We start from the raw sequence: 14372 nt of genomic DNA, 5'->3' as shown, positions 1-14372 counted from the left end.
CAACTCCGAGTTTTCGCAAAACCCAATCCTGTGGCTATGGGTCCCCTGAGTTCACAAACGAAGTGCAACACTTCCATCTGGAGGTGTTGCCATGGGGCGGACTTACAAACAGCTCTCCCTTGACGATCGATGCGAGATTGCCCGCCTTTCGGCCAATGGCGGCTCGGTCGGGCAAATCGCGGCAGCTTTGGATCGGCCGCCATCAACGATCTCTCGGGAGCTGAGGCGGAACCGTGGCAGGCAAGTCGGCTACAAGCCAAGCTATGCTCAGCAGCAGACCCGGGCGCGGCGCTGGAAGGGCTCTCGCCTCGAGCGGGACGCCAGCTTGCGCCGCGAGGTCTTGGCAGGCTTGAGCCGCGGTTGGTCACCCGAACAGGTCGCAGGCAGGCTGGCCCGGGAACGTGGCCGTAGGGTGATCTCCTGCGAGAGCATCTACCGCTTCATCTACGCCCAGATCACACGCACGACGGACTTCACCTGGCGGCGCTATCTGCCTCGAGGCAAGAGCAAGCGAGGCCACCGCGGCAAACGAGGCGGGAGCCCCGCAAGCTTCATCGAAGGCCGTGTTTCGCTGGCAGAACGGCCTGCCGAGGTCGCCGATCGCAAAGTCCCGGGCCACTGGGAAGCCGATCTGATGATGTTCTCCAAATACCGGCAGGCCATCCTGGCCGTCCACGAGCGAACCTCGCGCCTGCTGCTCGCCGTTCCCATCGAACGCAAGTTCGCCGCCGGTATCGCTAGCCATCTCGTACGCCTGTTCAAAGCCGTACCGGAGGCACTGCGCCGTACCGTCACCTTCGACAACGGCACCGAGTTCGCCGCCCACCTTTCCTTGCAGAGCCTCTTGATGAAGACCTTCTTCTGCGACCCGCACGCGCCGTGGCAAAAGGGCGGCATCGAGAACGCCATCGGCCGCTTGCGCCGCTTCATCCCCCGAAAGACCGACCTCGAAAAGCTCCCAACCAGGCGCTTCCGTCAGTCCATTGCCGCCTACAACAACACCCCGCGCAAATGCCTTGACTTCAGAACCCCGGCAGAGGCCTTCTCCTCTCAACTGTTGCACTTCGAGTGTGAATCCACCTCCCGGCCTTCGCCGGGACGACGATGTGGCTGGAGTGGTGCTAATTCACCCTTCTATCCTTCCCCGCCCAATACGGCTCCCGCAACTGCCGTCGCAAAATCTTGCCTGAGGAATTGCGCGGCAGCGCCGGCAAAAACTCCACGCTCTTCGGCGTCTTGAAGCCGGCGATGCGCTCGCGCGTGAAGTTGATGATGTCGGTGGCGGTCGCCTGCTTCCCGGGCTTCATCACCACAACGGCCTTCACCGCCTCGCCCCATTTGTCGTCGGGTATGCCGATCACGGCAGCTTCCGCGACGTCGGGATGATCGCACAGCGCGCTCTCGACCTCGGCCGGGTAGATGTTTTCGCCCCCGGAGATGATCATGTCCTTGATGCGGTCGTGGATGTAGAGATAACCGTCTTCGTCCATGTAGCCGGCATCACCCGTGCGCAGCCAGCCGTCGCCGCGCAGCGTCGCGGCGGTCGCTTCCGGCAGGTTCCAGTAGCCGGCCATGTTGGAGCCCGAGCGCGTCGCGATCTCGCCGACCTCGCGCGGCGGCAGCGGCTTGCCGTCAACGTCTAGGATCGCGATCTCGACGCCCGGCAGCGCCTTGCCGGCCGAGCGCATCCGCTCCAAGCCCTCGATATGATCCTCCGGCGGCAGCGCGACGATGGTGCCGGTGGTCTCGGTCATGCCGTACATTTGCACGAACCCGCATTTGAAGATCTCGATGCATTCCTTCAGCAGCGCCGCCGGTATCGGCGAGGCGCCGTACAGCATGTATTTCAACCGGGAGAAATCGACAGTCCTCGCGCGCGGCTGCCGCACCACGAACTGCATCGCCGCCGGCACCATGAACAGCTTTGTGATGCCGGACTGCTCGAAGAAATCCAGCACCTTGGTCGGATCGAACTCGCGCGCGATCACGCCGCGGGCGCCGTGGTAGAGCCCCATCACGCCCCAGCCGGAGCCGCCGATATGGAAGATCGGCATCGCGACCAGCGACACGTCGTCGGTCGACCATCGGTTCCACTCCGGCTTGTCCTCGGCATTGCCTGTTTGCACCAGGTTGAGGAAGTTCGCATGCGACAGCATCGCGCCCTTCGGCTTGCCTGTCGTACCCGAGGTATAGAGCTGGATCGCGATGTCCTTAGTGTCGATCGGCACCTTGGGATCATCGCCACTCTGTGCATCGCGCCAGGCTGTAAAATCCTGCCATTCCGGCGCGCCGCCTTCGGTGGTGATGACGCTGCGCACGCCCGGCAACTGGTCCTTGATCTGGCGGACCTGGGTGATGAACTCGGGTCCCACGAACAACACCGGCGCTTTGCAGTCGCTCACGATGAAGGCGACCTCGGGGCCCGCGAGCCGCCAGTTCACGGGCGCCATCACCACGCCGGCCTTCATGGCACCCATCAGCAGCTCGAAATAGATGTCACTGTTCTTGCCGAGATAGGCGATGCGCTCGCCCTTGTTCACACCCATCGCGATCAGCGCATTGGCGACGCGATTCGTCTTGATGTCGAACTCGGCGAAGCTGGTGACACGACCTTCGAACTCGAAGGCGATGGCATTGCCGCGGCTCTTGGCGCGCTCGCGCACCATGTCGGCGAGGTCAGCCAATGGCTGTGTGGTGGACATGTCTCTCCCGTGACGTCTTGTTCTTATGCCGCGGAGTGTGGCGTCATCCGCGGGCGAAGACAAGATGGGAGAGGGTACGCCATGGCTTCAGCGTCGTCGTCTTGGCGAAAGCCAGGACCCATAGCCACAAGACGCAATTTGGCGAAGACTGGCCATGGCCAATCTTCGCCAAAGAACATTCGGTGATAATGGGTCCTGGCTTTCGCCAGGACGACGACGGAGAGAGCCTCAGCCCCGCTTCGCACGGTCCTTTTCATTCTGCGCCATGATGCTCTCGCGCGCGGTTTTCCAGTCGTCGTCGCTCCAGTCGCGGAGCTGGTAGAAATTGCCGCCCATCGCGAGCGCCTGGGCGCCGTCCATGGCGATGGTCTCGCCGCTGATCCAGTCGCAGCCGCCGGAGATCAGGAACACGGCGACGTTCTGCAATTCCTCCATGGTGCCGACGCGGCCCATCGGGTTCATCGCCTTGGTGCGCGCGCCGGCTTCGTCGCCGGGCTTGATGCGCTTGCTCATGCCCTCGGTCGGGATCTCGCCCGGCGCGATGGTGTTCAGCCGGATGCCGTAGCGGCCCCATTCGGTCGCGAGCGACATCGTCATGGCATGGATCGCCGACTTGCTCATCGCCGACGGCACCACGTAAGGCGATCCGTTGCGCACCCAGGTCGTGGTGATCGAGACGACGTTGCCGGGCTGCTTCAACGCGATCCAGCGCTTGCCGACCGCCTGCGTCACGTAAAACGTGCCGTGCATGACGATGTTGGCGACGGCGTCAAAGCCGCGCGGCGACAGCTCCTCGCTGCGCGAGATGAAATTGCCGGCGGCGTTGTTGATGAGGTCGGTGAGGGGGCCGTCGCGAAAGATGGTCTCGATCATCTCCTCGACCGCGAGCGCGTTGCGGATGTCGACGCCGTGGCTGGTGACGCGGCCGCCATGCTCGGCCATCAGCTCGGTCGCGGTCTCGTCGCAGACGATCTTGCGCCGGCCGCAGATGTGCACTTCCGCGCCGAGCTGGAGAAAGCACGCCGCCATCGACTTGCCGAGCCCGGTGCCGCCGCCGGTCACGAGGATGCGCCGCCCCGCCAGAAGATTTTCCTTGAACATGGCTGTTTCCCCCGTCGCGATTGTCGGTTAATTGATCGATTGACTAAATCCGGCCGCCGGCTTCCTGTAAAGCGGCACCGAACAAGAACAGCCGGGAACCAGGGGAGAATTCATCCATGGAAGAGCGCGTCTCGATCTCGATCTCGGAAGGCGTCGCCGACGTGCGGCTGGTGCGCGCGGACAAGATGAATGCGCTGGATCAGGCCATGTTCGAGGCCCTTGTGGCCGCAACGGATCGGCTTTCGAAGGAAAAAGGCGTGCGCGTCGTGGTGCTGTCCGGCGAGGGCCGCGCCTTCTGTGCCGGTCTCGACATGGGGCGTTTTGCCGCCATGAAGGAAAAGGGGGGTAATGGAATTCCGGGTGGCGAAAATCGCGACCTCACCAAACGCACGCACGGCCAGGCGAATTTTGCGCAACAGGCCGTGTGGGGCTGGCGCCAGCTTCCGGTCCCCGTGATCGCGGCGATCCAGGGCGTCGCCTTCGGCGGCGGCTTCCAGCTCGCACTCGGCGCCGACATGCGCTTCCTCACGCCCGATGCGCGAATGTCGGTGATGGAAATCAAATGGGGCCTGGTGCCCGACATGGCGGGCACGCCGATCCTGGCTTCGCTCGTGCGCGACGACATCTTGCGCGATCTCACCTACACCGGCCGCATCTTCTCCGCGCAGGAGGCGATGGCTTACGGTCTCGCCACGCGCATCTGCGACGACCCGCGCGCTGCCGCGCTCGACGTCGCGCGCGAGATCGCGGGAAAAAGCCCCGATGCGATCCGCGCCGCGAAACGCATGCTCAACAATCTCTCGGTCGATCCGGGCCCCGCGCTACTCGCCGAGTCCGTCGAGCAGCAGAAGTTGATCGGCAGCGCGAACCAGACCGAGGCGGTGCGTGCCAATCTCGAGAAGCGCGCCCCGAAGTTTGCGGATTAGCGCAGACCTCATCCCGAGGAGCCGCGAAGCGGCGTCTCGAGGGATGGGCCACGGGCTCTCATGGTTCGAGACGGCGCCTTGCGCCTCCTCACCATGAGGGGCAACTTCAACAACAAAGAAAAACAACAATGAGCGAAACCTCAAATTTCCTCGGCATCGTCTCCGGCGGGCGCAGCCGCTCCCATGCCGAGGTCGCTGATCGTGCCGACCGCATCGCGAGCGGTCTCAGCCAGATCGGCGTCAGGCAGGGCGATTGCGTCTGCATGCTGATGCGCAACGACATCGCCTTCATCGAAGCCGCCTATGCCGCCATGCGGCTGGGCGCCTACGGCGTGCCGATCAACTGGCACTTCAAGCCCGAAGAGATCAACTACATCCTGAACGACACCGGCACCTCCGTGCTGATCGGCCATGCCGACATGCTGCATGCCTTGCGCGATGCGATACCCCAAGGCGTCACCGTGCTCAGCGTTCCGCCGCCGCCGGAGATCCTGTCCAGCTACAAGATCGATCCCGATCATCTGAAGACGCCGGCCTTCGCGATCGATTTCGAATCCTGGCTCGCAGAGCACCAGCCCTATGACGGCCCGGTCGTGCCGCAGCCCATGAACATGATCTACACCTCGGGCACGACAGGCCACCCCAAGGGCGTACGGCGCAACGCGCCGACGCCGGAGCAGGCGGCTGCCGGCGAGCGCATGCGCGCGATGATCTACGGGCTCAAGCCCGGCGCCCGCACGATCCTGCCGGGCCCGCTCTATCACTCCGCGCCGAACTCGTTCGGCATTCGCGCGGGAAAACTCGGCGGCGCACTGGTGCTGATGCCCCGCTTCGAGCCCGAGGAATTTCTCGAGCTGATCGAGCGCTACAAGATCGACACCATCTTCATGGTGCCGACCATGTTCATCCGCCTGATGAAGCTGCCGGAGGAGGTGCGCAAGCAATACGACGTCTCCTCGCTCCGCCACATCATTCACGCCGCAGCACCCTGTCCGGCGGACGTCAAGCGCGCCATGATCGAATGGTGGGGGCCGGTGATCTATGAATTCTACGGCTCGACCGAATCCAGCGCCGTCACCTTCGCGACCTCCGAGGACGCGCTGAGGAAGCCCGGCACCGTCGGCAGGATTTCGCCCGGCGCCGAGCTGCGCTTCATCGGTGAGGACGGACGCGTGCTGGGTGTAGGCGAGATCGGCGAGCTCTACTCGCGCATGGCCGGGATGGCCGATTTCACCTACCACAACAAGCCGGAGAAGCGCGCCGAAATCGATCGCGCCGGCTTCATCACCTCCGGCGACGTCGGCTATATCGACGAAGAGGGCTACGTCTTCATCTGCGACCGCAAGCGCGACATGGTGATCTCGGGCGGCGTCAACATCTATCCGGCCGAGATCGAGTCCGTGCTGCACGCGGTGCCCGGCGTGCATGATTGCGCGGTGTTCGGCATCCCCGATGCCGAGTTCGGCGAAGCGCTGATGGCGGTGGTCGAGCCGCAAGCCGGCGTTACGCTGGATGCCGCCGAAATCCGCACCCGCCTGAAGGCCTCGCTTGCCGACTACAAGGTCCCAAAGCACATCGAGATCCGCACCGGGCTGCCGCGCGAAGACTCCGGCAAGATCTTCAAGCGGCGCCTGCGCGATCCCTATTGGGAGCAGGCGGGGCGGAAGATCTAGCGGTGCGTAGCCCGGGTGAGCGAAGCGATACCCGGGATAACAACCAGTAAGAAACGGATGTCGCTTCGCTCATCCGGGCTACACGAGCACGCGAATACGTGAGCGGCTTTATCGATCGCAACCTCGCGCATCGTGCTATACTCACGGGATCATCGACCTTCGGATCATCCCATGGCTCCCGTTTCCATCCTGCTCAACCTGCTCTGGATTCTCATTGGCGGCGCCTGGATGGCGCTCGGCTGGCTGGTCGCCGCGGTCATCATGGCGGTCACCATCATCGGCCTGCCCTGGGCGCGGGCGGCGTTCAATATCGCCGTCTACACGCTGATGCCGTTCGGCTCGCGGGCGGTCAGCCGCTATGAGGTCACCGGTGTCGAGGATGTCGGCACCGGCCCGCTCGGGGTGATCGGCAACATCATCTGGTTCGTGCTCGCCGGCTGGTGGTTGGCGCTCGGCCACCTCTTCACCGCCGTGGCCCTCGCGATCACCATCATCGGCATTCCCTTCGCCTGGGCCCACCTCAAGCTCGCCGGCATCGCGCTCTGGCCGATCGGCAAGGTGATCGTGCCGGCTTAAGGCAAACTCGTAGGATATCCTACGCCTCCGCAATGCGTCACATTTCATTGCAACTTTTTCCCGGCTTCATTGTTGACGAGCGGGAGCGAACGCGGCCGCAATGTGCCGCGGCTGGCCCTTGGTTCATTCTTATCGGGAGGCGATTGCATGAAGTGGCTTTGCTTGGTGGGCTTTGTGGCGGGGGCCGTTGCTTTGACACCCACACCTTCTGCTTCGGCGATGCCCGTTGCCAAGCCGGACACACTGGGCGCGTTTCAGACTGACACCATCGAGGTCAAGGGCGGCCACGGACATGGCGGTGGCCACGGGTGGGGTCATCGCGGCGGCCGTGGTCATCATTACGGCTGGGGCAGAGGCCGAGGCCATCACTATGGCTGGCGGCACCATCACCACTGGTAAGCGTCACTATTGTCCCGAGATTGGAGTCGGGTGGCCGCTCAATGCTTCCGACCCACAATCCCTCGCGTTGCCCGACGGGCAAAACCCGCCACATGCAGGTCAATCGATCGGTTCTCCAATATTCTGATTGACCGAATTTGCGTCTTCGGGTAAACCGCAAGATATTCCGGCCCGCTAAAAAGGGCGTTTCGCGATCGTCACGATACGTGAGCCGGAATGCGATGGACGCGGCAGCGCCGGCGCGTGACGAGGTGGCAGGGCGGGCTACGCCTGTGAGCCATCGCGATCCGCGCGAACGACCCGGCGCGGTCACAGCCTTTCTATTCGACTTCGGGGGCGAGCACGCGCGAGCTTCCGGATGTCCGGGGAGGGACGTCCGCGGACGGCAAAAGCGTGTGGTCCTGACGCCCGGGGTCTGTGCGTCAAGGCTTGCGGTGATGTGCGGCCCGACCGGGTGCGCGCATCGATCATCTGCAAGGCGACGGGGGCAATAGTGCGTCGCTCCCCGGGGAGAGCGCGCCATAAGCCGTAAACCATTGCGCAGGGAAGGCCGGGATGTTCCGGCATCACCTGTGGTCACCCCCGCGTGCGTCTTTCGCGTGCGGACCCTGGGTGCCAGCCGGCGCCCGGCCTTCCCTGCGCCCTTTCTTATCGATGAGGGCGAAACGGACAGCAAAACTCGGGCCCCTGCGCCGCGAGACCGCGGACGTGTGCGCGCGCCGTTCAGCAAGGCGCATTTCTCCCATGATCGGTGATGTTGCCGCGCCGCCCCCAACTTCATCTTGCGCTGCGGCAAAAAACTTGCACACTCGGCTGAGCCGGGCAGCCAAGCGAGCTCGAACAGCGGAGCGAGCCAATGTCCCTCCAGACCATATCATCCGACACCGCCGATCAGCGCCCCAACCGCCCCGAGGACGTCCAGGCGATGGAGGCGGACGCGCGGCTGCGGGACGACATCCGCCTGCTCGGGCGCATTCTCGGCGACACGGTGCGCGACCAGGAGGGGCCGGAATTGTTCGATCTGGTCGAGCGCATCCGCCAGACCTCGATCCGATTCCACCGCGACGAGGACCGGCTCGCCCGCCACGAGCTCGAGCAGATCCTCGACAGCATGTCGACCTCCGAGACGGTGCGGATCGTCCGCGCCTTCAGCTATTTCTCTCACCTCGCCAACATCGCCGAGGACCAGAACAACATCCGCCAGATGCGCGCCAACAAGGGCGGCGGCTCCGGCGTGCTGGCCGAGACGCTCGCCCATGCGAGGGCTGCGGGCATCGGTGCCGATGCCCTGCGCAACTTCTTCAAGAGCGCGCTGGTCAGCCCGGTTTTGACGGCGCATCCGACCGAGGTCCGCCGCAAGAGCACGATGGACCGCGAGATGGAGGTAGCTAGCCTGCTCGATCGTCGCGAGCGCGTCGCGCTGACGGCGGAGGAGGCCGCCGCCAGCGACGAGCAGCTCCGCCGCGAGGTGCTGACGCTGTGGCAGACCAATCTGCTGCGCCGGACCAAGCTCACCGTGCTCGACGAGGTCGCCAACGGCCTGTCGTTCTATGATTACACGTTTCTCCGCGAGGTGCCGCGGCTGGTCAACGCGCTGGAGGACCGGCTGGAGGAGGGCGGCGAGCAGGCGGCCGGCGAGCTCGCCTCGTTCCTGCGCATGGGCAGCTGGATCGGCGGCGACCGCGACGGCAATCCCTTCGTCACCGCCGACGTGATGCGCGGCACGCTGCGGCTGCAGTCGAGCCGGGTGATGCAGTTCTATCTGAATGAGCTGCACGTGCTCGGCTCGGAATTGTCGATCGCGGCCCATCTCGCCGACGTCTCCGAGGAGCTGCGCACGCTGGCGGAGCGCTCGCCCGATACCTCGCCGCACCGGAGCGGCGAGCCGTATCGTCTTGCGGTCTCTGGCATCTATGCGCGCCTGACTGCAACGGCCGAAATGCTTCAGGTCGAGATCACGCGCCGGCCGGTCGGCAAGGGCGCGCCGTATGACAGCGTCGGGGAGCTCAAGGCCGATCTCGACGTGCTGCACCGCTCTCTGATCTCCAACAACGCCGGCGTCATCGCCCGCGGCCGGCTGCGGCTGCTGCGCCGTGCGGTGGACTGCTTCGGCTTCCATCTGGCCCGGCTCGACATCCGCCAGAACTCGGCCGTGCACGAGCGCACCATCGCCGAGCTGATGGACGCCGCCAACCCCGGCATGTCCTATCTCGCGCTCGGCGAGGACGCGCGCATCTCCCTGCTCACCAACGAGCTGCGCTCGACGCGCTCGCTGGTGTCGCCATTCGTCAAATACAGCGACGAGACCATGGGCGAGCTCAACGTCTTCCATGCCGCAGCAGAAGCGCATGCGAAGTTCGGCTCGGACGCCATTCCCCAATGCATCATCTCGATGTGCAAGGGCATGTCCGACATGCTCGAGGTCGCGGTGCTCCTGAAGGAGGTCGGTCTCGTCCATCCCTCCGGGCGCAGCGCGATCAACATCGTGCCGCTGTTCGAAACCATCGAGGATCTGCAGGCGTCTTCCACCATCATGGACCGCATGCTCTCGCTGCATGATTACCGCCGGCTGGTCGACAGCCGCGGCAGCGTGCAGGAGGTCATGCTGGGCTATTCCGACTCGAACAAGGATGGCGGCTTCGTCACCTCGGGCTGGGAGCTCTACAAGGCCGAGATCGGCCTCGTCGACGTGTTCGAGCGCCACGGCGTGCGCCTGCGTCTGTTCCATGGCCGCGGCGGTTCGGTCGGCCGCGGCGGCGGCCCGAGCTACGATGCCATCATCGCCCAGCCCGGCGGCGCGGTGAACGGCCAGATCCGCATCACCGAGCAGGGCGAGATCATCTCGTCGAAATATTCCAACGCCGAAGTCGGCCGCAGCAATCTGGAGATCCTGGCAGCCGCGACGCTGGAAGCGAGCCTGTTGCATCCGCGCCAGAGCGCGCCGCGCCGCGAATATCTGACCGCGATGGACGAGCTTTCAAGCCTGGCCTTCAAGGCCTATCGCGGCCTCGTCTACGAGACCGACGGCTTCGTCGATTATTTCTGGGCGTCCACCGTCATCAACGAGATCGCGACGCTCAACATCGGCAGCCGCCCGGCCTCGCGCAAGAAGACCCGCGCGATCGAGGATTTGCGGGCGATCCCCTGGGTGTTCTCCTGGGCGCAATGCCGCCTGATGCTGCCCGGTTGGTACGGCTTTGGCAGCGCCGTCGAGCAATGGATCGCGGAGCATCCCGACAAGGGCATGCCGTTCCTCAAGGAGCTCTACAAGGAATGGCCGTTCTTCCGCATGCTGCTGTCGAACATGGACATGGTGCTGGCGAAAAGCTCGATCGCGATCGCGTCGCGCTATGCCGAGCTCGTGCCCGACGAGGCGCTCCGGGAAAAGATATTCGGCCGCATCCGCCGCGAATGGCATTCCTGCATCGAGACGCTCTTGGACATCATGGGCCAGGACCGCCTGCTGCAAGGCAACCCGCTGCTGGAGCGCTCGGTGCGCCACCGCTTCCCCTATCTCGACCCGCTGAACCACGTGCAGGTCGAGCTGCTGAAGGAGCACCGCGCGCAGAACCCGGACGAGCAGGTCCTGCGCGGGATTCAGCTGACGATCAACGGGATTTCGGCGGGATTGAGGAATACGGGGTAGAGACATGGTGAGTGGCGAGTGGAATCCATTCGCCACTCACCATTCGCTGCACTCAACAGAAATGCGCGCCCTGCGTCTCCACATACACCGCATAGAGCGACTGGCTCGCGGTCATGAACAGGCGGTTGCGCTTCTTGCCGCCGAAGCAGACGTTGGCGCAGGTCTCGGGCAACAGGATCTGCCCGATGCGCGCGCCGTCGTTTGGCGCGAACACCTGCACGCCGTCATAGCCGGGGCCGACCCAGCCGGCGCCGACCCAGATGTTGCCTTCGGTGTCGACGCGCAGGCCGTCGGGGAAGCCTGATTTGCCGTCGAGCGTCATGTCGATCAGCTTCTTCGGGTTCGAAAGCTTCGCCCCATCGATGTCGTACGACCACACCACGTTCTTGGCTTCAGGATAATGCGTGATGCCGGTGTCGCAGACATAGAGCTTCTTGTAGTCCTGACTAAAAGCGATGCCGTTCGGCTTGAACGGCTCGTCGGCCACCTTCGCGACCTGGCCGCTCTGCGGATCAATGCGATAAACCGCTTCCTTCTGATGGGGCTGCAGCGAGCCGGTATTGGCAAGCTTGCCCTCGTAGATACTGATCGCGCCGTAGCCGGGATCGGTGAACCAGATCGCCTTGTCGTTGGGATGCACCACCATGTCGTTGGGGCCGTTGAGCGGCTTGCCGCCGGCCTGCTCGGCCAGGGTCGTCACCGAACCGTCGTGCTCGTAGCGGACGAGCCGGGTGCGCTCGGCACTGAGCTGGCGCCCCTCGGTGTCGAACGAGTTGCCGTTGGCCTCGTTCGACGGCTTGTGGAACTGCTCGGAGATGTGGCCGTCGTCATCGAGGTAGCGCAGCTGCCGGTTGGCGGGGATGTCACTCCAGACCAGATATTGCCCTTGCGCATTCCACGCTGGCCCTTCCGCCCACAGGCAGCCGGTATAGAGCCGCTTGATTGCGGTGTTGCCGACCTTCGCCTTGAAGCGCTTGGGATCGATGGCAATGATGTCAGGATCGGGATAGCGCTGCGGCTCGGCATTGGCGCCGAAGTCGCGGGCGTCCGCGCGTGAGGCGAGCAGGGCGGATGCGGCAACGGTCGCGGCGCCCTTGAGGAGCGTGCGGCGGGCGAGGCCGCTGCCTGCAGTCGTGTCGTCGGAGTCGGTCAGCATTCTTGTCATGGTTTCCTCCCAAAGTTGGGAGGAAATGATCCGCCAGCAATCGGGCGTAAAGCGGAGCGATCTCCGGACAAGGCAGCCGGAGATCGCAGAGCAGGAATGCCGGAAGTGCGGCTCGACGGGATCCTTACACGGGATCCCACGGGAAGATGTCGGCGGAGCGGTCGAGCTTGTAGAATGATCCCTTCAGCGCCGGCATGCCGTGTTCCGCGATCGATTGCGGCGTCCAGCCCTCGCTCCGGTGCACCGAGCGCAGCGGACGGTTCTGGCTGAACAGGAACAGCTCGTTCATGCGCGCGCCGAAGATCTGCCCGGACACGTCCTTGGCGGCATCGGAGAGCAGATAGGCGCAGACCGGCGCGATCTTCTCCGGGCCCATCTGCTTGATCTTCTCGACGCGCGCCTTCTCGGCTTCGGTCTCGGTCGGGATGGTCCCGATCATGCGGGTCCAGGCGAACGGCGAGACGCAGTTGGAGCGAACGTTGAAGCGGCCCATGTCGAGCGCAATAGACTTCGACAGGCCGACGATGCCGAGCTTGGCGGCGGCGTAATTGGCTTGTCCAAAGTTGCCGATCAGGCCGGAGGTCGAGGTGAAGTGCACGAACGAGCCGGACTCCTGCTCGCGGAAAATCCGTGCCGCGGCGTGGCTGACGTAGAACGAGCCCATCAAATGCACCTTGATGACGGCCTCGAACGCTTCCACGCTCATCTTGTGGAAGATCATGTCGCGCAGGATGCCGGCATTGTTGACCACGCCGTCGAGCCGGCCGAAATGATCGGTCGCGGTCTTCACGATCCTGCTGGCGGGGATGGCTTCGGCCACCGACTCGAAATTGGCGACGGCGGTGCCGCCGCGCTTCTTGATCTCCTCGACCACTTCCTCGGCGGGCGCGGCGCTGGTGCCAGCGCCGTCCGCGGCGACGCCGGGATCGTTGACGACGACCTTGGCGCCCTCGCCGGCGCAGAGCAGCGCGATTTCGCGCCCGATGCCGCGGCCTGCGCCGGTGACGATGATGACCTTGTCTTGCAGTGATTTCGTCATGTGGATTACCTCTCGTTCGTAAACACGATCGTGCCCGACGCGGCGAACATGCCGCCGACGCCGTGACACACCGAAATCTTCGCGTTGGCGACCTGCGCCGGCGCGATACCGCGCATCTGCCGCACGCTCTCCTGGAGCGCGTACATGCCGTACATGCCCGAATGCATGTAGCTCAGGCCGCCGCCATTGGTGTTGAGCGGCAGCTTGCCGCCGGGCCGCGTGTTGCCGTCGGCGATGAACTTTCCGGTGTCCTCGTGCGGCATGAAGCCGAGGTCGCCGAGGCCGAACAGCGGCAGATGCGCAAAGGCGTCGTAGATCATGAGATGGTCGACGTCCTTATGCGCGATGCCGGCCTCCTTGAAGGCGAGGGGCCCCGCGGTCTTGAACGCGCGCGAGGAGTTGAACGTCTCCATCTGGCTGACCATCGGCGTCTCCACGCTCTCGCCGGTGCCCATGATGTAGACGGGCTTGCGCGGAAAATCCCTGGCACGGTCCGCCGAGGTCAGGATCAGCGCGCCGCCGCCGTCGGTGACGAGGCAGCATTGCAGCAGGCGGAACGGATAGGCGATCATGCGCGAGTTGAGGACGTCCGCGACCGTGATGGGATCCTTCATCATCGCGCGCGGATTCTTCGCCGCCCACTCCCGCTGCACCACTGCGACCGAGGCGAGCTGCTCGTGCGTGATGCCATAGGTCTTCATGAAGCGAAGCACGGGGATCGGGAACATGCTGGGCGGGCCGTAGACACCGAACGGCGCCTCGAACTGGCCTTGCAGGCTGTCGGCAGGAATCGAGCGCGGTGCCTTGCCGATCATCGACTTGCCGCTCTCGGCATGGGTGATCAGCACCGTCTTGCACAGGCCGGCCTCGATCGCTGCGGCGGCATGGCGGACGTGCAGCATGAAGGAGCAGCCGCCGACCGAGGTGCCGTCCACCCAGGTCGGCTTGATGCCGAGATAGTGGCAGACCTGCTGCGGCGTTTCGACGGCGGTGGCGAAACCATCGATGTCGGACAGCTTCAGCCCGGCATCGGCAATTGCATTGAGCGCCGCATCCGCGTGAAGCTGGAGCTGCGAGGCGTTGGGGATGACACCGAGCTCGGTGGTCTCGGCCGCGCCGACGACGGCAACCTGATTGCTGCGCAT

10 protein-coding genes are annotated in these 14372 nt (G+C 64.5%); 5 read left to right on the top strand and 5 right to left on the bottom strand.

All coding sequences use genetic code 11. The features are described from left to right. Positions 1-91: 91 nt before the first annotated feature. Complete coding sequence (locus tag IVB54_RS26970; RefSeq protein WP_247363454.1) at positions 92-1240, top strand: IS30 family transposase; 1149 nt, start codon at positions 92-94, stop codon at positions 1238-1240. Here the strand turns inward: IVB54_RS26970 and IVB54_RS26965 are convergent. Continuing rightward, positions 1122-2702, bottom strand: coding sequence for a fatty acid--CoA ligase (locus tag IVB54_RS26965; protein WP_247371169.1), 1581 nt, complete (start codon positions 2700-2702; stop codon positions 1122-1124). The genes IVB54_RS26970 and IVB54_RS26965 overlap by 119 nt on opposite strands. Before the next feature lie 228 nt (positions 2703-2930). Then, positions 2931-3803 (bottom strand): SDR family oxidoreductase, encoded by an 873-nt coding sequence (locus IVB54_RS26960; protein ID WP_247363452.1) that lies wholly within the window; start codon positions 3801-3803, stop codon positions 2931-2933. 116 nt (positions 3804-3919) lie between these two features. Here IVB54_RS26960 and IVB54_RS26955 point away from each other — a divergent pair, with 116 nt between their 5' ends. The 4 genes from IVB54_RS26955 (at position 3920) to ppc (ending at position 11023) form a co-directional block, all read left to right on the top strand. Continuing rightward, the gene (locus IVB54_RS26955; RefSeq protein ID WP_018456967.1) at positions 3920-4729 is read left to right on the top strand and encodes a crotonase/enoyl-CoA hydratase family protein; all 810 of its coding nucleotides are present in this window, start codon (positions 3920-3922) and stop codon (positions 4727-4729) included. 128 nt (positions 4730-4857) lie between these two features. Beyond that, positions 4858-6402, top strand: coding sequence for an acyl-CoA synthetase (locus IVB54_RS26950; RefSeq protein ID WP_247363451.1), 1545 nt, complete (start codon positions 4858-4860; stop codon positions 6400-6402). 171 nt (positions 6403-6573) lie between these two features. After that, positions 6574-6978, top strand: coding sequence for a YccF domain-containing protein (locus tag IVB54_RS26945; RefSeq protein ID WP_018456965.1), 405 nt, complete (start codon positions 6574-6576; stop codon positions 6976-6978). Positions 6979-8233: 1255 nt separating this feature from the next. Continuing rightward, the gene (gene ppc, locus IVB54_RS26940) at positions 8234-11023 is read left to right on the top strand and encodes a phosphoenolpyruvate carboxylase (protein WP_247363450.1); all 2790 of its coding nucleotides are present in this window, start codon (positions 8234-8236) and stop codon (positions 11021-11023) included. Between the two features lie 52 nt (positions 11024-11075). On the opposite strand, the gene IVB54_RS26935 is transcribed toward ppc, so the two are convergent. The 3 genes from IVB54_RS26935 to IVB54_RS26925 all read right to left on the bottom strand — a co-directional run bounded on the left by IVB54_RS26935 (position 11076) and on the right by IVB54_RS26925 (position 14372). Continuing rightward, positions 11076-12188 carry an SMP-30/gluconolactonase/LRE family protein gene (locus tag IVB54_RS26935; RefSeq protein WP_026233273.1) on the bottom strand — a complete coding sequence of 371 codons (1113 nt, stop codon included), beginning with the start codon at positions 12186-12188 and terminating at the stop codon, positions 11076-11078. Between the two features lie 124 nt (positions 12189-12312). Next, positions 12313-13227 carry an SDR family oxidoreductase gene (locus IVB54_RS26930; RefSeq protein ID WP_085352191.1) on the bottom strand — a complete coding sequence of 305 codons (915 nt, stop codon included), beginning with the start codon at positions 13225-13227 and terminating at the stop codon, positions 12313-12315. Between the two features lie 5 nt (positions 13228-13232). Then, complete coding sequence (locus tag IVB54_RS26925; RefSeq protein ID WP_085352192.1) at positions 13233-14372, bottom strand: thiolase; 1140 nt, start codon at positions 14370-14372, stop codon at positions 13233-13235.

The sequence above is a fragment of the Bradyrhizobium sp. CW1 genome (assembly GCF_023100665.1).
Taxonomy (GTDB): domain Bacteria; phylum Pseudomonadota; class Alphaproteobacteria; order Rhizobiales; family Xanthobacteraceae; genus Bradyrhizobium; species Bradyrhizobium canariense_D.
This window is presented reverse-complemented; position numbering and strand designations above follow the sequence as displayed.